This is a genomic window from Bacillus sp. FSL W8-0102, assembly GCF_038007225.1.
Lineage (GTDB): Bacteria > Bacillota > Bacilli > Bacillales > DSM-4216 > Bacillus_O > Bacillus_O smithii.
Genome location: NZ_JBBOWT010000001.1, coordinates 452,040 through 470,825, shown reverse-complemented (window position 1 = coordinate 470,825; position 18,786 = coordinate 452,040). Strand labels below are relative to the sequence as shown.

Annotated in this window: 21 protein-coding genes; 2 read left to right on the top strand and 19 right to left on the bottom strand. The window is 44.0% G+C overall.

Features of this window, described 5'->3' with window-relative positions:
• Positions 1-53: 53 nt before the first annotated feature.
• The 7 genes from N1I87_RS02315 to N1I87_RS02285 form a co-directional block, all read right to left on the bottom strand.
• Entirely contained in the window at positions 54-311 is a 258-nt protein-coding gene (locus N1I87_RS02315) for an HPr family phosphocarrier protein (RefSeq protein ID WP_048622607.1), read from the bottom strand.
• Positions 312-431: 120 nt separating this feature from the next.
• Entirely contained in the window at positions 432-1,391 is a 960-nt protein-coding gene (gene whiA / locus N1I87_RS02310; RefSeq protein WP_341100479.1) for a DNA-binding protein WhiA, read from the bottom strand.
• A gap of 23 nt (positions 1,392-1,414) precedes the next feature.
• Positions 1,415-2,407 carry a gluconeogenesis factor YvcK family protein gene (locus N1I87_RS02305; RefSeq protein ID WP_003353535.1) on the bottom strand — a complete coding sequence of 331 codons (993 nt, stop codon included), beginning with the start codon at positions 2,405-2,407 and terminating at the stop codon, positions 1,415-1,417.
• Positions 2,391-3,299, bottom strand: a complete 909-nt coding sequence (gene rapZ / locus N1I87_RS02300; protein ID WP_341100478.1) for an RNase adapter RapZ — start codon at positions 3,297-3,299, stop codon at positions 2,391-2,393. The genes N1I87_RS02305 and rapZ overlap by 17 nt, the downstream gene beginning before the upstream one ends.
• A 17-nt stretch (positions 3,300-3,316) precedes the next feature.
• Complete coding sequence (locus N1I87_RS02295; RefSeq protein WP_003353537.1) at positions 3,317-3,775, bottom strand: 8-oxo-dGTP diphosphatase; 459 nt, start codon at positions 3,773-3,775, stop codon at positions 3,317-3,319.
• A 498-nt stretch (positions 3,776-4,273) separates the two neighbouring features.
• Positions 4,274-5,221, bottom strand: coding sequence for a thioredoxin-disulfide reductase (trxB, locus tag N1I87_RS02290; protein WP_341100477.1), 948 nt, complete (start codon positions 5,219-5,221; stop codon positions 4,274-4,276).
• A gap of 195 nt (positions 5,222-5,416) precedes the next feature.
• Positions 5,417-6,943 (bottom strand): tetratricopeptide repeat protein, encoded by a 1,527-nt coding sequence (locus N1I87_RS02285; RefSeq protein ID WP_003353539.1) that lies wholly within the window; start codon positions 6,941-6,943, stop codon positions 5,417-5,419.
• Between the two features lie 315 nt (positions 6,944-7,258).
• On the opposite strand from N1I87_RS02285, the gene N1I87_RS02280 reads away from it, so the two are divergent.
• Positions 7,259-8,440, top strand: a complete 1,182-nt coding sequence (locus N1I87_RS02280) for an IS701 family transposase (RefSeq protein ID WP_341100314.1) — start codon at positions 7,259-7,261, stop codon at positions 8,438-8,440.
• 63 nt (positions 8,441-8,503) lie between these two features.
• Here N1I87_RS02280 and hisIE read toward each other — a convergent pair whose 3' ends face one another.
• From hisIE to N1I87_RS02240, 8 genes are read right to left on the bottom strand one after another with little or no spacing between them, the layout of a single operon-like run.
• Positions 8,504-9,160, bottom strand: a complete 657-nt coding sequence (hisIE, locus tag N1I87_RS02275) for a bifunctional phosphoribosyl-AMP cyclohydrolase/phosphoribosyl-ATP diphosphatase HisIE (protein ID WP_003353541.1) — start codon at positions 9,158-9,160, stop codon at positions 8,504-8,506.
• Complete coding sequence (gene hisF / locus N1I87_RS02270; protein ID WP_048622602.1) at positions 9,157-9,915, bottom strand: imidazole glycerol phosphate synthase subunit HisF; 759 nt, start codon at positions 9,913-9,915, stop codon at positions 9,157-9,159. The genes hisIE and hisF overlap by 4 nt, the downstream gene beginning before the upstream one ends.
• Positions 9,912-10,643, bottom strand: a complete 732-nt coding sequence (gene hisA, locus N1I87_RS02265) for a 1-(5-phosphoribosyl)-5-[(5-phosphoribosylamino)methylideneamino]imidazole-4-carboxamide isomerase (RefSeq protein ID WP_327797445.1) — start codon at positions 10,641-10,643, stop codon at positions 9,912-9,914. The genes hisF and hisA overlap by 4 nt, the downstream gene beginning before the upstream one ends.
• The gene (gene hisH / locus N1I87_RS02260) at positions 10,640-11,275 is read right to left on the bottom strand and encodes an imidazole glycerol phosphate synthase subunit HisH (RefSeq protein WP_040341081.1); all 636 of its coding nucleotides are present in this window, start codon (positions 11,273-11,275) and stop codon (positions 10,640-10,642) included. Before hisH ends, hisA begins: the two co-directional genes overlap by 4 nt.
• Before the next feature lie 3 nt (positions 11,276-11,278).
• Positions 11,279-11,872, bottom strand: coding sequence for an imidazoleglycerol-phosphate dehydratase HisB (hisB, locus tag N1I87_RS02255; protein ID WP_156179207.1), 594 nt, complete (start codon positions 11,870-11,872; stop codon positions 11,279-11,281).
• An 11-nt stretch (positions 11,873-11,883) separates the two neighbouring features.
• Positions 11,884-13,167: a histidinol dehydrogenase gene (hisD, locus tag N1I87_RS02250; protein WP_341100473.1), complete on the bottom strand. Its 1,284-nt coding sequence runs from the start codon at positions 13,165-13,167 to the stop codon at positions 11,884-11,886.
• Between the two features lie 5 nt (positions 13,168-13,172).
• On the bottom strand, positions 13,173-13,814 hold the full coding sequence (gene hisG, locus N1I87_RS02245) for an ATP phosphoribosyltransferase (RefSeq protein WP_003353547.1): 642 nt from the start codon (positions 13,812-13,814) through the stop codon (positions 13,173-13,175).
• Complete coding sequence (locus tag N1I87_RS02240) at positions 13,811-14,995, bottom strand: ATP phosphoribosyltransferase regulatory subunit (RefSeq protein ID WP_341100471.1); 1,185 nt, start codon at positions 14,993-14,995, stop codon at positions 13,811-13,813. Before N1I87_RS02240 ends, hisG begins: the two co-directional genes overlap by 4 nt.
• 342 nt (positions 14,996-15,337) lie before the next feature.
• Here N1I87_RS02240 and N1I87_RS02235 point away from each other — a divergent pair, with 342 nt between their 5' ends.
• Complete coding sequence (locus N1I87_RS02235; protein WP_341100470.1) at positions 15,338-15,553, top strand: hypothetical protein; 216 nt, start codon at positions 15,338-15,340, stop codon at positions 15,551-15,553.
• Between the two features lie 177 nt (positions 15,554-15,730).
• Here the strand turns inward: N1I87_RS02235 and N1I87_RS02230 are convergent, their stop codons facing one another.
• From N1I87_RS02230 to lgt, 4 genes are all read right to left on the bottom strand, one after another.
• Positions 15,731-16,243, bottom strand: a complete 513-nt coding sequence (locus N1I87_RS02230; RefSeq protein ID WP_003353549.1) for an acyltransferase — start codon at positions 16,241-16,243, stop codon at positions 15,731-15,733.
• Positions 16,240-16,893, bottom strand: a complete 654-nt coding sequence (gene ppaX / locus N1I87_RS02225) for a pyrophosphatase PpaX (RefSeq protein WP_341097450.1) — start codon at positions 16,891-16,893, stop codon at positions 16,240-16,242. The genes N1I87_RS02230 and ppaX overlap by 4 nt, the downstream gene beginning before the upstream one ends.
• A complete protein-coding gene (locus N1I87_RS02220; protein WP_003353551.1) occupies positions 16,893-17,825 on the bottom strand; it encodes a nucleoside recognition domain-containing protein in 933 nt (310 codons plus the stop codon). Before N1I87_RS02220 ends, ppaX begins: the two co-directional genes overlap by 1 nt.
• A 146-nt stretch (positions 17,826-17,971) precedes the next feature.
• Positions 17,972-18,781 (bottom strand): prolipoprotein diacylglyceryl transferase, encoded by an 810-nt coding sequence (lgt, locus tag N1I87_RS02215; RefSeq protein ID WP_341100468.1) that lies wholly within the window; start codon positions 18,779-18,781, stop codon positions 17,972-17,974.
• Between the last annotated feature and the right edge of the window lie 5 nt (positions 18,782-18,786).

Sequence of the window (18,786 nt, the reverse complement as noted above, 5' to 3'; positions counted from 1 at the left end):
AGAACGCCAAATATAACAGGCTGATACTTCATCAAAAGTATCAGCCTGTTTTGTTAATCTTCATTTTCAAGAAATTCCGTTAACGCTTCCAATGCTTTGTCTTCATCATGACCATCAGCGATTAACCGGATCTTCGTACCCGTTCCGACTGCCAAACTCATAATTCCCATGATACTTTTGGCATTCACTCTTTTTTCGTCTTTTTCTACATAAATTTCCGATGAAAACCGGTTTGCCTCTTGTACAAATAAAGCAGCAGGCCGTGATTGCAATCCCGTTTTCAGCTTAACTTCCACCATCTTTTGAATCATTTTCCACAACCCCTTTTTTTATGATTCAACTGCGGCCCTTCGCCACCCGTGTCATCACACATCGGTTGGCTAAGGAGCCGCAAACATTTTGCTCGGTTTTGCCAGCCGCACCGGCTTTTTTCATGCTTGATGTTTTTTCGTAATGGTTTCGCCGGCCCGCAATTTTTCAGCGATCTCATCAATTTTTCTTAGGCGGTGATTAATGCCGGATTTACTGATTTTCCCTCCGGATACCAATTCACCTAACTCTTTCAACGTTACATCTTGGTGTTCCACTCGAAGCTCAGCGATTTCTCTTAATTTTTCCGGTAAAATGTCCAATCCAACGGTTTCTTGGATATAACGAATGTTCTCCACTTGCCTTAGCGCTGCGCCAATCGTCTTATTTAAATTCGCTGTTTCACAGTTAACAAGACGATTCACCGAGTTGCGCATATCGCGCATAATGCGGACATCTTCAAAGCGGAGCAACGCTTGATGGGCGCCGACAATATTGAGAAATTCAGCAATTTTCTCGGCTTCCTTTAAATAGGTGATATATCCTTTTTTTCTTTCCAGCGTTTTGCTGTTGAGATAAAAGGTGTTCATTACTTCACACAATGAATCATTATGCTCTTTATAAAGGGAAAAAATTTCTAAATGATAAGAAGATGTTTCCGGATTATTCACAGACCCACCCGCTAAAAACGCTCCTCGCAAGTACGACCGACGACAGCACTTCTTTTTTATCAATTTCGGGGAAATGTCATGAATAAACGAAAAATTTTCCCCGAGTATATACAAGTCCTCTAAAATTTGCTTCGCTTTTTCTTTTAAGCGGACGATATAAACATTGTTCTTCTTAAGCCGCATTTTTTTACGAACAAGCAATTCGACCGGCACATCGTACAATTTTTTAATCAGAACGTAAATTCGTCGGGCGATGGCTGCATTTTCAGTCTGAACGTTGACAACCAAAAGCCGATTGGAAAAGGAAAGTGCCCCGTTCATTCGAATGAGCGCCGAAAGTTCGGCACGAGCACAGCATTCCTTTACTTCCAAAGTGGTCAGCTCCTTTTTTGTTTCCGAAGCAAACGACATCCCCGCCACCTCCCATTCTGAGACTATCGTCTGCTTAGCTCAGATCCGTTTTCAGTTATTTTCACCAATAACGAGTATAATATTTGAGCAACTCGATCGGTGTCATGTCGAATGATTCCATCCTTCACAGAGACGATTTCTTCATAAAGAATATTCAAACCAAGAGCCCGAAGCTCATCCGGGTCAAATATAACAGGCTTGGCCAGTTCTTTTTCATACCTTTTTTGAATTTCTTCCGGTATTGGTGTTTTATTGACTAAAATCGTATCAATACAAGGCTGATTCAAATGGCGGTGGATCGCCTTTACGTGGTCGCTTGCCGTATAATCAAGCGTTTCCCCTGCCTGAGTCATCAAATTGCATATATACACTTTATGCGCTTTCGCCCGGGATACCTCCCGCCCGATTTCCGATACCAGCAAATTAGGAAGAATGCTTGTGTACAAACTTCCTGGACCGACAACAATTAAATCAGCTTCCCGAATAGCCGTAATCGTTTCTGGAAGCGGTGCCACATTATCCGGAGTTAAAAATACTCTCCGTATCCTTTTTCCGGAATATGGAATTTTTGATTCTCCTGAAACGATGGTCCCATCGTCCATCACTGCATGCAATACTACACTTTCATTGGCCGCCGGAAGTACTTTTCCGCGCACATTTAAGACACGGCTCATTTCTTGAACCGCCCGCACAAAGTCCCCCTTAATCGAAGTTAACGCGGCAATCATCAAATTTCCAAGAGAATGCCCACACAGTTCATTCGAAGTCGTGAACCGATGCTGAAAAAGTTGTTCAATCAGCGGTTCCACCTCAGACAGGGCAGCCAACACGTTGCGGATATCTCCGGGAGGCGGAATGGACAAATCATTTCTTAATCTTCCGGAGCTCCCGCCATCATCCGCTACGGTCACAATGGCTGACAAATCAATAGGATATTTTTTCAACCCGCGCAGCAAAACAGGAAGGCCCGTTCCACCGCCGATGACAACCACTTTCTTATCAGAAGCAGGATTCATGTTGTCCTTTCCTTTCTTTTTTAATATCGCGATGGCTGATGCGTGTTTGGTAGTCTTTTTCAAAATAATGGCCGATATATTCAGCCAGTGCAACCGAACGATGCTGCCCTCCGGTACATCCTATGGCAATAACCACCTGACGTTTTCCTTCCCTCTTGTAATGAGGAAGCATAAAAGCAAGCAAATCGGTTACTTTTCCTAAAAATTTTTGTGTATCGCTCCATTTGAGCACATAATGATACACTTCATCATCCATGCCTGTTTTTTTTCGCATATGGTCAATGTAATACGGATTTGGCAAAAATCGAACGTCAAACACCAGATCCGCATCAATAGGAATTCCGTGTTTAAATCCAAATGACATGACATTCACAGTAAAGATCGACTGTTTATTCGCGGAAAATTCTGTTATGATCTTATCCCGCAAGTCTTTCGGTTTCATGTGGGAAGTATTGTAAATCAGCTGGGCACGACCCTTCAAATCTTCCAACAGCTTTCTTTCCTGCTGAATACCTTCAAGAGGCAGTCCCGAAGGAGCCAGCGGGTGCGATCGACGCGTTTCTTTATAACGGCGCACAAGAACAGAATCATCGGCATCTAAAAACAAGATTTGCGGGCTGACCCAATCAATCTCTGCCATGTCATCCAACGCTTTAAACAAATGTTCAAAAAAGTCTCTGCCCCTTAGATCCATAACAATAGCAGCTTTGTTTATTTTATGCCCAGTGTCTTTCATGAGTTCCAAAAATTTCGGCAATAGTGTAGGCGGAAGATTATCTACACAATAATAGCCAAGATCTTCGAAACTTTGGATGGCAACTGTTTTTCCCGCCCCCGACATTCCAGTAATAACGACTAATTGGATATCCGTTGTTTTTGACTGTGAGCTCATCATGGAACCCCCTTCATTTAACTTGGATCTAAACGATAGGATAACAGTTGAAAATCAGGCGTGTATGTAAAGGTTCCGTAAATCATTCCTTTTCCGTGAATCATATAATCCAAAATATGCCGGTCCCCTTCCGCCATCGGCAGCGTATGAATGGAGTCAATCGGATGCCAGGCAAGGTTTCCTTCTTCGGATGTCTTAAGGGATAATCCCTCGCTTTCTGTAGCGAAAAAAGTAAACAACATCCATTCTGAAGTGATTTTTTCTCCTTCTTTTATCAGAATGGTAAAGATCCCTTTTACATTCGGATTTCGAAGGTAGATGCCGGTCTCTTCCCGAAATTCACGGATGACCGCTTCTTTAATGGATTCGCCTGATTCCATTTTTCCACCGGGAGCCACCCACCATCCTCTGCGCGGTTTTTGCAGAAGCAGCACTTTTTCATCTTTTATTAATAGGCAATTTGTTACTCGTTGCATGTTCTCACCTCAATGGCCGCTGAAAACCGTTTTTCTGTTATCTTTTCCCCGCACCAAGGGGCAGTAAGTCCTTCTCTTGTTTTGAAGGAAACGAAAAGCTGTAAACTTGGGGACAACTGCCCCTATGTGCCCGATTGGTTCTACTAACCATCAGGGGTCGTGAAGCACCGCTGATGGAAGTTTCACTTTATCCCGCACTAAGGGGCACTCTTGACTGGAAGACTATAAGTCCTAAGCCTGGAGCAACTGCCCCTATATGCGGTCAACTAAGTTCCACCTTATTCTTTTTATTATACTATGAACGAAGGCAGGTACTCAATTCAAATGCAAAACCGATATTTTTTCTAAGAAAAAAACACAGGCAGCAACACCTGTGTTTCAAAAAGGGATTCTTTTAAAAAAGAGGGGAATTTCATCTGCCTTTACTATACAGCATCATTGTTGCAGATTGATTACAACATAATTAAGCTTTTATGAAGATTAACAAATATTCCCTTATTATTTCACGCCCAATTTTTCTTTTAATTCTTCCACATAGCGTTGGGCGCTTTGAGCAGCGATGCTTCCATCTCCGGTTGCCGTGACAATTTGGCGTAGATTCTTTTCACGGACATCTCCTGCGGCAAACACCCCAGGAACGCTTGTTTCCATTAGTTCATTCGTTACAATATATCCGGCTTCATTGGTAATATTCAAGTTTTCAAACGGCTTTGTCAACGGAACCATTCCGATATAAACAAAGACTCCGTCCGTTTTGAATTCTTTTTCTTCACCCGTTATGGTATTGACCAATGTTACAGCGTTCACTTTGCCGTCTTTTCCATGAATTTCTTTAACGGTGTGATTCCAAATAAAGTCAATTTTTTCGTTTTCAAAAGCGCGTTGTTGGAGAATTTTTTGAGCGCGCAGCTTGTCGCGACGATGGACAATGGTTACTTTGCTGGCAAAGCGAGTTAAATAAACGCCTTCTTCCACAGCGGAGTCTCCACCGCCGACCACAACCAGTTCTCTTCCTTTGAAAAAGGCGCCATCGCAAACCGCACAGTAGGAAACGCCGCGTCCGCCAAATTCCGATTCACCGGGAACCCCTAATTTCTTAAACTGTGCTCCTGTCGCAATAATGATGGACCGAGCCTTATATTGTTTCGTACCGGCGTCTACCGTTTTATATTCTTCGCCGTCAATAATTTGTTTAATATCGCCATAAGCGTATTCTGCACCAAATTTTTTGGCGTGTTCGAACATTTTGTTGGATAATTCAGGTCCTAAAATGCTGTCATATCCAGGATAATTTTCTATTTCTTCCGTATTCGTCATCTGACCGCCCGGAACGCCTCTTTCAATCATCAACGTAGACATATTGGCTCTCGAGGCATACACAGCAGCTGTCATTCCTGCCGGGCCGGCGCCAATAATAATGACATCGTAAATTTTCTCTTCCGCCACGTAAGACACTCCCTTTTCTCATTTGTACATATTTTTTGTTCCGAAAGACGTTTATTCGAGACTGAGAGTCAAATCGTGCTCTCGCGTTTACAGAGACTGATAAGCAAGTAATTCAAATTTACTATTGAAGCATACATCTTTGCTTTATTATCTCCTGCTATCTCTATCCTATAAGACAAAAGAAATTGCGTCCAACTATATGCTTATACCGGAGATTTCTTTTTTGATGGCTTGAATGTATCGACGCAAAGTGGCGGGAGAGATATGATAAATTTCAGCCACTTCTTTTTGAGACGCTTTTTGATGCCGCAGTTTTTTCCAAATATATTCAATCGCTGCAGCATACGCCTCTTTTTTTTGCAGTCTTGGGCGTTTTGTAAGAATGGAGGCAAAAAAAGAAAACCATAGCAAATAAACACCGATTTGTTCGATTCCTATCGGCCGGAAACGTTCATACAATATTTGCGCTGTTCCATGTCCTATTTCAATGGCGGGGCTTGCATCCATCGGTTTCAATTCCATGTCCAGCACTTTAGCTAAATAAATTTTTTCTTGAAAGGTTAAATTTTCAATATCACAAAAGCTTGGATCCGCCGTGATGGCTTTTTTATCCTCCCGTAATGAAAGCAAAAACATGCCAAAAAGCCGTTCTTCTATATATTCGCTGTTTAATCTTTTGATGATGGAAGATGGTACGTTTTCTATCCCTTGATGAAAATGAAAATCTTCTTCATTCCAAGGCTCCAAACCGTCTTTTTCCGGCGCCATCTGCAGCACTTGTTCCCAAGCCGCACGGGCCGTTTTGTGATGGCCGGTGTGATGAGCGGCATACGAAAGCCAGTAATAAAAATTCACATCCCCATCAAACCCTTTTTTATAAAGGTTTTTCAGCCAAAAATACGACTCTTCGTACCGTCCCACTAACGCAAAAGTCGTACCTAATTTGTATTGATGCTCCATCAGGATTGGCCGCACTTTTTGAAGAGTAGCTATGATCTTCTGCAGTTCTTCTTCATTTCTCCCATAGTACATAAACACAGCGGTGTTGCAAAGCGCGTGAAGGTTGCCAGGGCTTTTCTCCAATACGTTGTCAATCACTTCAAACGCTTTATCCGTTTTTCCTAAATAATAATAGGCCAAAGAAAGATTATTATACGCTGCCCAAAATTCCGGATAGTTGTCAATGATTTTGTTTAACACTTCAATCGCCGCTTCAAATTGTCCGGCTTCCAATAAATTGCGCGCTTCTTCCTGCAGCGATATCAGCTCATCTTGAACAATGAGTACGTCTTCTGCTTCTTCCGCATCCATTTGAATCACTTCCAGCAAATCTTCGGCATCCTCGCTGAATTCCCCGTCAGGATCTTTTTGCAAATATTCATTCACATGTTTGAACGCTTCTTGAAACATCCCCATATGGGCATAGTTATTTGCCAGAAAATAATGAACTTCATTCATAAACGGATCCAAATCATTCGCTATCATGATGAGCAACCGATTAGACTCTTCGTAATTGCCCAGTTCCGTTTCCACAATTGCCAATTGGCAGGCTATCACAGGTTCTAGAGGCTCCAACTCAAATGCTCGTGAAAAATATTTTTTTGCTTTATTTAAATTTCTTTGTCTATATGCCTTTAATCCTTTTTTAAAGTAATATTCACCGGTAGGGATGAAGGAAAGGATTTTCCCTTTCTCATCTTCTATATTTGAGCCTTTTCTCATAAATGTCCTCCAAAACGTACTTAATTAACTACAGTAGTATATCATATATCAAACTCTGACGAAATATGGCGATCCGTAATATTAAAAGCCTGTTTTTAAATGCTTACTTGCACTTTTAGCTGGCAAAAGTCTTTTTGATCTTTTCGGAAAGAAACAGCGCAAAATAAGCCGGCCCCTCGGCCAGCTTATGTTCACTTACTGTAGATGAGCAAATTCGCTAACATAAATTTACAACCAAACAAAAAAGAAGACATGAACCCGATTCCTTGGTTAGAATAGATGTGCCACAACTACTCACAAGGGGGTTCATGTCTCATGAATAGATTAGCACATCACCTAGGAATCCACAAGTTTTTGACGATGTTGGGGTTGGCACTTTATTTCTCAAAACCTGTCATGAAGCATCTCGTTCATATCGTGGATGCGATGATTACAAAGGGCTTTTCGGGAACACTGACCGATCTACATCACGGGAGTTTTCATCCGAACCATCGCACGACACTCAGCCATTTTTTCACGAAAAGCCCATGGGAAGAAGAGACGTTGCTTCGCAAACTCCAGCAGTGGGTGCTTCATCGTGTCGAACGCAGCTCGAAACGAGAGAATCAACCCATTTTTGTTTCGATCGATGATACGATTTGCCAAAAAACGAAGCCCTCGTCACGGGCAACACACGCCATTCAAGGGTGTGATTGGCACTATTCTCACGCAGAGAAAAAGTCGATCTGGGGACATTCTCTCGTTTGGCTCATGGTTCATACGATGACCCAAGCGTTTCCTTTTGCCTTTCGCCTCTACGACAAGACGGCGGGGAAAAGCAAAGGGGAACTCGCGATCGAGATGCTTTCTTCGTTGGATGTGAGTCGACCCGTTTATGTGCTCATGGACTCTTGGTACCCATCGAAAACACTCGTGGAAGCCTGCCTGAAAAAAGGATTCCACGTCATTGCGATGCTCAAGACGAATCGGGTTCTTTATCCAAAAGGCATCGCCATCCAAGCCAAACAGTTTGCCCGCTATATCGAACCGAACGACACCCATCTCGTCACGGTGGGAGAAGAGCGTTATCGCGTGTATCGCTACGAGGGAGCGCTGAAAGGTCTCGATGATGCCGTTGTGTTGTTGGCTTGGAAAGCCGATCAGCCGATGACACCTGAACATCTTCACTGCGTCTTGAGCACCGACCGGGAGCTAAGCGATGAAGAGATCTTGCGCTACTATGCCCAGCGTTGGTCGATCGAATGCTTTTTTCGACAAGCGAAAGACCAGCTGAAGCTCGATGGGTACCGCGTTCGCGGGCGTCGGGCGGTGAAACGGTATTGGATCTTGGTGCAACTCGCTTATGTGTACAGTATGGTCGAATCCAACAGCGATTTCTCTACCGGGCTTGACTTCCTTCGAAAGAAGAAAGGACATAGCCTCGTGGAGTTTATTTACGATGCAGCGAAACAAGATATTCCCATTGATGTCGTTAAAAAACAGCTTCATGTGGCATAAGGGGTACTCCGTTTGTCTCTTTTTACATGGTAATTATTGTAATGAAAATTGCTCAACTACAGTTCACTTATTTTCATTATTTTTTCTTGATTTTTCTTCGTGTCTTTTTTCCAAAACAGCCAAGACGTCTTGAAGCGGCAATCGCTGTTCTCGAAGCAGCACAAGAAGGTGATAAATCAAATCAGCTGCTTCCCAGCGCAATTCTTCATGGCTGCGGTTTTTAGCGGCAATGATGACTTCAGACGCTTCTTCCCCGACTTTCTTTAAAATTTTATCGACGCCCTTTTCAAATAAATAGGTGGTATAGGCTCCTTCCGGACGTTCTTCATCCCGTTTTGCAATCACTTGTTCCAATTCAGACAAAATAGCATAAGAAGCGATCTGATTTTCTTCGCCGTAAAACTCGTCCACAAAACAACTATCCGTGCCGTTATGGCATGCAGGACCGTTCGGTTCTACCACAACGAGCACAGCATCCCGGTCGCAATCCCATTTCATTTTCACTACTTTTTGGGTATTTCCGCTCGTTTCGCCTTTGTGCCATAGTTTTTGGCGGGAACGGCTGTAAAACCAAGTTTCTCCCGTTTCCAACGTTTTTTGCAGAGATTGTTTATTCATGTAAGCCAACGTGAGCACTTCTTTTGTATTCACATCTTGAACGATTGCCGGAATTAATCCTTTTTCATCAAAAACAAGTTGATCTATTGAAAATTCTGTCATCTGATATCCACTCCTTGGAGTTGCAAAAAGTGTTTTACTTCCTGCACGCTTGTTTCTTTATAATGGAAAATCGAGGCGGCAAGGGCAGCGTCTGCTTTTCCCTCCGTCAGTATTTCCAAGAAATCTTCTTTTTTCCCGGCACCTCCCGAAGCAATGACCGGTACCGTGACAGCTTCACTAACCGCTTTCGTTAAGGCAACGTCGTACCCTTTCTTTTCACCATCCGAATCCATGCTTGTTAACAAAATTTCGCCGGCTCCTCTTTCTACTGCTTCTTTAGCCCAAGAGACGACTTCTTTTTCAGTAGCTTTTCTTCCTCCATGCGTATACACCCGCCAAGAACCTAGTTCTGCGTCATATTTGGCATCGATGGCCACGACAATGCATTGTGATCCAAAATATTCTGCTCCTTCGGTAATAAGGGAAGGATGGTTGACAGCAGCCGTGTTTAAAGAAACTTTATCGGCACCCGCACGCAAAATCTTTTTCATATCATCCAGTGAATGGATCCCGCCGCCAACGGTAAAAGGAATAGCCAGTTCGGAGGCGACGGCTTTGACAACATCAACCATCGTCTTCCTGCCCTCATGGGAAGCGGAAATATCTAAAAAAACCAGTTCATCGGCACCTTGTTCATCATAAACACGTGCCAGCTCAACCGGATCGCCTGCATCGCGAAGCTGAACAAATTGAATGCCCTTCACCACTCTTCCATCTTTTACATCCAAACAAGGAATAATCCGTTTTGTGATCATCTTTCCACCTCTTCCAGCGCTTCCCGCAGTGAAAATTGTCCGGTATAAATGGCTTTGCCGACAATCGCACCGGACACGCCTTCATTCTCATAAGCCTTTAAAGCTTGCAAATCAGAGAGGGAACGGACTCCGCCGGAAGCAATGACTTGTTTACCTGTTGCTTTCGCCAATTCCACCGCTGCTTCTATATTGGGGCCGGACAGCATGCCATCCGTCGCAATATCCGTAAAAATAAACGTTTCTACCCCGCCTTCTGCCAGCCGTTTTCCCAATTCGACTGCTTTGATTTGGGAAGTTTCCAGCCAGCCGTGAACGGCCACATATCCATCTTTTGCGTCGAGGCCAACAGCAATTTTGGATCCATATGTTCGAATCAGTTCAAGAACCAAATCCGGATTCGAAACGGCCATACTGCCAATGATCACCCGATCCACTCCGTTTTCTAAATAATGGATCACATCTCGTTCCGAACGGATGCCGCCGCCAACTTGCACTTTCGCCGGAAGCTTTTGAGCCGCTTCCAGAACATAGCGGTCATTGATTCGCATTCCATCTTTGGCGCCATCCAGATCGACCATATGGATCCATGCCGCTCCTTGATCGACAAATTTCTTCGCCATCTCGAAAGGAGAATCACCATAAACGGTTTCTTTGTCATAATCTCCTTGAAGAAGGCGAACGCATTTGCCCCCTCTCATATCAATGGCTGGATAGATGGTGAAACTCATTGCTCAGCACCCGACCTTTCCATCATTTCCGTAAAGTTTTTTAAAAGTCCCATGCCCGTCTTGCCGCTCTTTTCCGGATGAAACTGCATGCCATAAATATTTTCTTTTGCCACAATGGCCGGAATTTGAACATTATAATCCGCACTAGCGATCAGCGCATCTTCCTCTATGCTGCTGGCATAGTAAGAATGGACAAAATAAACGAACCCTTCCTCCACGCCGTTTGTAATCGGAGACGCTTGATGAAAGCTGAGCCTGTTCCAGCCCATATGCGGAATTTTAAAAGTTTCTTTTCCATTGTCGGAAGGAATGCGTGTCACCCTTCCTTTTAACAAGCCAAGCCCCTCTTCCAGACCGTTTTCCTCGCTTTCTTCAAAAAGCAGCTGCATGCCAAGGCAAATGCCAAGCAGCGGCCGGCCGGTTTTCGTATAATCTTGCAAAAAGGAAGCGAGCCCTGTTTCTCGCAGACGTTTCATCGCATCTTTAAACGCCCCCACCCCGGGCAAAATAAGTCCATCCGTTTTTTCCAGTTCACTTTCTTTAGAAGAAAGTATGTAAGGGGCCTCTAAACGCTCCAACGCTTTTGAAACACTGAAAAGATTCCCCATTCCATAATCAATCACTCCGATCATGCTCTACAAAACCCCTTTCGTTGAAGGAATTCCTTTTACACGGGGATCCAACATGGTCGCTTCATCAAGCGCTCTTCCCAGCGCTTTAAAAACGGCTTCGATCATATGATGGGTATTCGCCCCATAATGGAGGATCACATGCAAATTCATCCGTGCTTCCAATGCGAATTTCCATAAAAATTCATGCACCAGCTCCGTATCAAATGTTCCAACCCGACTGCTCGGAAGTTCTCCGCGCATTTCAAAATGAGGGCGATTGCTTAAATCGACCACCACTTGAGCAAGCGCTTCGTCCATTGGAACAAAAGCGTTTCCGTAGCGTTTGATCCCTTTCTTGTCGCCAAGCGCTTCTCTCAAGGCGCTGCCAAGACAAATGCCGATGTCTTCTGTTGTATGGTGGTCATCTATTTCAATATCGCCCTTTGCTTTGACGGTTAAATTGAATTGGCCGTGTTTTGTGAATAAATCAAGCATGTGAGTCAAAAACGGAACATTTGTATCAAGATCGGCCCTTCCCTCTCCGTCAATGTCAAAGGCTAATTGGATATCGGTTTCGTTCGTCTTGCGGCTGATTTCTGCATATCGTCTGATTTCCATTTGTCTCCCCCTCACTCAGGTCTAACCGGTTTTTTCAGCCTGGATTCTATTGCGCGGGCATGAGCCTCCAATCCTTCAAGGCGAGCAAAAGCAGCAATTTTTTCTGCATTTTGCCGGAAGGACGTTTCACTGTAATAAATAATGCTCGACTTCTTTATAAACTCATCCACATTTAAAGGACTGGAAAAACGAGCCGTCCCATTAGTCGGCAAGACATGATTCGGACCTGCAAAATAGTCGCCAACAGGCTCTGAACTGAATCTTCCGACAAAAATAGCTCCGGCATGGCGGATCATCGGAACCAATTCGAGCGCATTCCTAGCGACAATTTCCAAATGCTCTGGCGCAATTTGATTCACCACTTCAATCGCTTTTTCCATGGTGGGAGCAAGATAAATGACTCCATATTCATCAATCGATTGTTTTGCAATTTCTTTTCTCGGGAGCTGTTCCAGCTGTTTTTCCACTTCATGTGCGGTTTCTTCCGCAAGCGTCCGGGATGTCGTTACCAGAACACTGGTTGCTCTCGGATCATGTTCGGCTTGCGATAAAAGATCAGCGGCCACTTCATGAGGCAAGGCTGTGTCATCTGCCAGCACGGCAATTTCACTCGGCCCAGCAATCATATCAATATCCACCTTGCCAAACACTTCTCTTTTGGCGAGAGCGACATAAATATTTCCCGGTCCGACAATTTTATCAACAGGTTGGATCGATTCAGTTCCATAAGCAAGAGCTGCGATCGCTTGGGCTCCCCCTACCTTCCATATTTCCTCCACGCCGGCTATATGGGCAGCAGCCAGAACGCCCGCAGGAAGCTTGCCGTTTTGATCGGGAGGAGACACCATCACAATTCTTTTTACGCCGGCTACTTTAGCTGGCAGCACGTTCATGAGAACAGACGACGGATAGGCCGCTGTTCCCCCCGGGACGTATACACCAACGGAATCGAGCGGTGTAAACTTCTGACCAAGAATGGTCCCGTTCTCATCTTGAGTAATCCAAGTTTCTCTTCGTTGTTTTTCGTGAAAACGGCGGATGTTCTTTGCCGCTTCCTCCAATACTTTCAGCAATTTTGGATCAAAACTTTGGATCGCTTCATGGATCTCTTCTTCGGACACTCGCATCCGATCGAGTTTGATTCCGTCGAATGTTTCCGTATAAGCAAGAAGAGCCCGATCCCCTTCTCGGCGGACGGATTCCAAAATCTCTAAAACGATCTTTCGTTGTTCTTCGGTTCCGTTGTCTACAGATCGCTGAATAGATATATCATCTGTCACCTTTTGTATTCTCATATCGATCACACCACTTTCTCTGAAATCACCCGATTCAAGCGGTCGACTATTTGTTCAATCGCCGCGTCTTTTATACGATAGCTGACTGGATTCACGATCAGCCGTGAAGTAACATCCACGATATGCTCATACTCTACCAAACCGTTTTCTTTTAACGTTCGTCCTGTCGAGACGATATCAACAATTCGATCGGCTAACCCGACAATCGGTGCCAGTTCGATCGAACCATTTAGTTTGATGATTTCCACTTGCTCTCCTTGTTCGCGGAAGTAGCTGGATGCCACGTTCGGATATTTCGTGGCAATTTTGGGAGCAACCTCGTTCATTTTCGTATCGGGAAGACCGGCAACGGCAAGATAGCAAGGGCTGATTTTTAAATCCAACAACTCATAGACATCTCGTTCTTCTTCCAACATGACGTCTTTGCCGGCAATCCCCAAGTCAGCCACACCATGCTCCACATAGGTAGGGACGTCCATCGGCTTAGCCAAAATAAACTGCAGATTCTCCTCCGAGACATCGACAATTAACTTCCTCGATTCATCAAATTCCGGAGGAAGCTGATAGCCTGCCTTTCTCAAAAGCTCCGCTGCTTCATGAAAAATCCGCCCCTTCGGCATGGCAATGATTAATGGCGTATCGTTCATTCTTCCACCTCCGTTTTCGGCGTCCCGATATAAAAATGAACTTTACTGAATTTGACGGTAAAACGATCCACATCTTGAACGCCGGAAATGTCTTGAAGCACCGTTCTTTCCCCTTTCTCTTGAAGGGATTTAGCAAAATCAATCGCTTCCTTGCGCCGTTCTTTGCTGAACAAAACGCATTGCATCGGCTCTTCCTCGGACAGCTCTCCAATAGCTTCCAAAAGGAAATCGAGCCGGATTCCAAAACCAGTAGCGCTTGTCGGGAATCCGAATTTTTCTAATAGATTGTTGTACCGCCCGCCATTTCCGATAGGATATCCTACACCTTCCGCATATATTTCAAACAGAATTCCCGTGTAATAGCTCATATGGCTCACAAGCGAAAGATCAAATTTGACAAACGATTCCACTCCATGATCCTTCAATACAAGCCAAAGCTGTTTAAGCTCATCAATTGCTCCCTGTCCTTTCCCGTCTTCCGTGAGGGAAATGGCCTCTTGAAGGACATTTTCAGTTCCTCTCATATTTAAAATGTTTAGCAAACGCTGTTTGTCAATAGACGAAAGCGAGAGTTGCTTTACGTGTTCTTTATAGCCAACATAATTTTTTTCATATAAATAGCTTTGCAAAACGCTTGCTCTTTCTTCTGTTCCGAGAATTTGCTGAAACAAATTCCGTACAAAACCGATATGGCCGATCGAAATTTGAAAATGCTTCAAACCTGTTTTTTTCAAAGAAGAAACAAGCAGAGCAATGATTTCCCCATCTGCGCTGATGGTCGGATCGCCAATGTTTTCAATGCCGATCTGTTCGAATTCGGCCGCCCTCCCCCCTTCGCGCTGCTGTGCCCTGTAAACATTGGCACAATAAGCAAGGCGAATCGGAATCTGTTCTTTTAAAAGTTTCGATGCCGCCATCCGTGCGATCGGCGTGGTCATATCCGGCCTCAGAACAAGCGTGTGTCCTTGTTGATCCAGCAATTTAAAAAGCTGTTGATCCAAAATGGCCGAAGCCGTACCGACCGTTTCATAATATTCCAAAGCAGGAGTTTCAATAAATTGATAGCCGGCCTGTTTAAATTCTCGGCCAATTTGATCTTTTATTTTTTTCTTTGTTTCGTATATATGAGGAAGCGTATCCCTCATTCCAATCGGTTTTTCAAACATAAAAAGTTTGGACATAAACAAGATCACCTGTGATTAAAATTTCCGAAATCCTTTAGTTCGCTAATATGCTAACAAAGTGAAGTTATATGTAGTTTACTCCCCTCTTGTATTTGAGTCAAGACTTTTCGCAAATTCTTCCGGAAATCATATAAGAACAAAAAATCATGCCATTTTCTCAAAGCGAATGGTTCAATGACAGCAGGAAAGATGCGGAAGTGGAAACCGATCACGAAAACAGGATGCGGATAAGAAAGAGCGGAATAAGTTTGATCGACTATGTGTCAATCTTTCTTATGGCTTCACTTCGTTAGAAGAAAATAACGCAGATTCCGCGGTGCGGCTTTCAGAACACTCAATATGCTGGCTAATTGTTCTAGAAGCAGCGGGAGAATAGGTCTTTTCGAATCTATTGATCAAGATGATGATTATTTTTCTGTCTTCTTTGAACGGAACCAAAAAACAGCGGCAACTGTTGAAAATAAAATAGCCGCCAATCCTAAAATATTAGCCATTTCGCTTCACTCTCCTTCCTTTTTAACGGATGGCAAAAGAAACTTTTTGATGGAACAGTAGTAGCTCAGTCCATCGTTGCTATATCGGTTTCTTTCACGATGATTTGACTTTATTGACCAAAAATTCAGACATATATAAAAAGGGAGAGAGTTCTCCTCTTTCTCAACAAGCAAAGAAAATATCGCCCCGCAAAGTGCAGGGCAGAGGGAAATCCGGTCATGCCTTGCATCTTGATCATCATTCATTTTTCTGTCTAAGCTGCATTTCTTCTTTTGTGTAAATAATCCTCATTGGGTTTCCGCCGACAAAAGCGCCGGCCGGGACATCGCGGTGGACAAGAGTACCGGCGGAAACGACGGCCCCATCGCCAATCGTCACTCCCGGCAGGATCGTCGAATTCGCGCCAATCATTACGCGGTTTCCAATCCGGACCTCGCCGAGACGGTATTCCTCAATTAAATATTCGTGAGCTAAAATGGTGGTATTATATCCGATAATCGTGGAATCCCCCACAGAGATGAACTCGGGAAACATAATATCGGGCATGACTTTATAAGCAAGAGCAGCGTTTTTCCCAATTTTCATGCCCAAGAACGTGCGGTACAGCCAATTTTTAAACGGCAAAAACGGAACGAAGCGCCCGATTTCGATAACGGCCGTATTTTTGAATACCTTCCAAAACGAAACCGTTTGATACACATTCCAAAGAGAATTCGGGCCTTTTATTTCGTACCGCTTCGTTCTCCTCATGATGGGTCCACTCCGACAATGGCAAGAATATCGTATATGGAATCCAGCATATAATCCGGATGATAAGACAACAGATGTTCTTTTCCTTTAATGGACCAGGACACCCCTGCAGTAAGCGTACCGGCATTTTTTCCGCCCTCGATATCATGGTAATTGTCGCCGATCATAATGGCTTCCTCCGGTTTGGAACGGAGCGTTTCCAGCGCTTTTAACAGAGGTTCCGGATGAGGTTTGGCGTGATTCACGTCATCCAAAGAAACGATCGTATCAAAAAAAGACTCAAGCCTTGCCAGCTTTAATCCTCTTATAATGAGGTCTCTCATTTTGGTGGAAACAATCGCTAATTTGAACCCATGTTCTTTTAACGTTCGAATGGTCTCATAAACACCTTCAAATTCGGTAACCAGCAAATCATGGTTTTCAACGTTAAACTTCCGATAGCGAAGAATCATTTCCTGCGCCTTTTCAGGATTAATTTTTTCAAACGTTTCGGCAAGGGGCGGGCCAAGAAAAGGATATACATCTTCACGTTCATATTGGTTTGGATAATAATAATTGAGCGTATGAAGAAAGGAGGAAACAATGAGCTCATTCGTGTTAATGAGTGTTCCGTCCAAATCAAATAATAGAGTAGTAATGTTTTTCGTCATTAAGCAGCTTCCTTTCTTCCGGCAGTTTCAACTCGTTTCCACACAAACGAAACGAAAAGCGTCAGCAGCACCGCTGTGATTAAACGGATGAAAAGCAAATATTGCACAGGAATGCCCAGCGGCAAAAAGACCAATGTATCCTCAATGACTGCATGGCAAGCAACAAGAAAAAGGAACGCCAACGTCGCATCTTTTTTGCTTACGCCATCTTCTTTGACAGCCTGGATCATCACTCCCGACCCATAGGCCAGCCCAAAAACGAGACCAGCTGCCAAAGTCATAGAAGTATTCGCGTTCATGCCAAGCGCTTTCGTAATTGGCGACACCCAATTGGAGAAAACATCTATCCACTTTAAGTCCTTTAAAATTTGAATCACGATCATAAGGGGAATGACAATGACAACCAATTGAACAATGCCATAACCCGCTTTTTCCAAGCCTTGCATCAAAATCGCCATTGCACCATGAACTTCTTCTTGATGAGGCATCATGCCATAGTGCGCCTTTTCGCTTCCACCTTGCCACAACAAATTGACGACCACTCCTGAAATGAACGCAAGGCCGAGTCGGGCCGTTATCATCACCCAAATTTTCACGCCCACTTTAACCGCCACGCTGGACTCTACAATCAAATTGTGGGCAAAAGAAAGCATAATGGCAATAATAAACACTTCTTTCACGGTTAAATCCAGCGACAGAATTCCTCCGATCCCGGCATACAATCCCAAAAAATTCCCAATCACGATCGGAATCGCGGCATCTCCGGATAAACCGAACATTTTCATGACAGGGCTCACGATATGAATCACCCACGGCAAAATCGGGGTATATTGAAGCATCGTCACAATCAGCGTGACCGGAAAAATAATTTTCCCAAGCGTCCACGCTGTTTTCAATCCCGTCCATAACCCCGTTTTAAGTGTAAGAAGCATCCTTTCATCTCCCCTTTGTTCGTTCCTATCACTCTTGTGGCTTATATGTAAAAGAGATATTTGGAATCTATTCAATTTTTTCTCCCTGATGACTCTAAAGCCATCATTCCCCCCATGTTTTAGACCGGATCATCATTGTGCCTGCATCATGACTCCTTCTCATTATATCGGCTCTTCGCATATCCAAGCTTTCTTCTAACGAAAATCAGGACGATGCCGAGGACGATTAGTACAAACGATACCACTTGAGCCATACGCAGATGTTGCGTCAACATTAAACTGTCTGTCCGGAGCCCTTCGATAAACAAGCGGCCAATTGAATACCAGATTAAATAAGACAGAAAGATTTCCCCTCTCCGCGGATTCAGCTTGCGGAGCAGCAATAACACGACAAATCCGAGGATATCCCAAATCGATTCATATAAAAACGTCGGATGATAATAGGCTCCATCAATGTACATCTGGTTAATAATAAAATCGGGCAGATGAAGGCTCTCCAAAAACGATCTTGTCACTTCTCCCCCATGCGCTTCCTGATTCATAAAGTTTCCCCAGCGTCCGATTGCCTGGCCCAGAATAATGCTGGGTGCGGCGATATCAGCCAGTTTCCAAAAGGATACATTTCGTTTGCGTGCAAAAACAACGGCCGTCAGAATCGCTCCGATTAACGCTCCATGAATGGCGATCCCGCCATTCCAAATTTGGATGATCTCATCGGGATGAGCCGAATAATAGCTCCATTCAAAAAGAACATAGTAAATGCGGGCACAAAGAATGGCGATCGGGATCGCCCAAATCAGCAAATCAGCAAATAAATCTTTATTCATGCCAAGCCTTTTCGATTCTCTCATGGCCAAATTTAATCCAAGAATAATGCCCGTTCCGATAATGATCCCATACCAGTGCACCCCAATAGGCCCCAAATGGAATGCAATCGGATTTAAAGGGTAATGCATATACT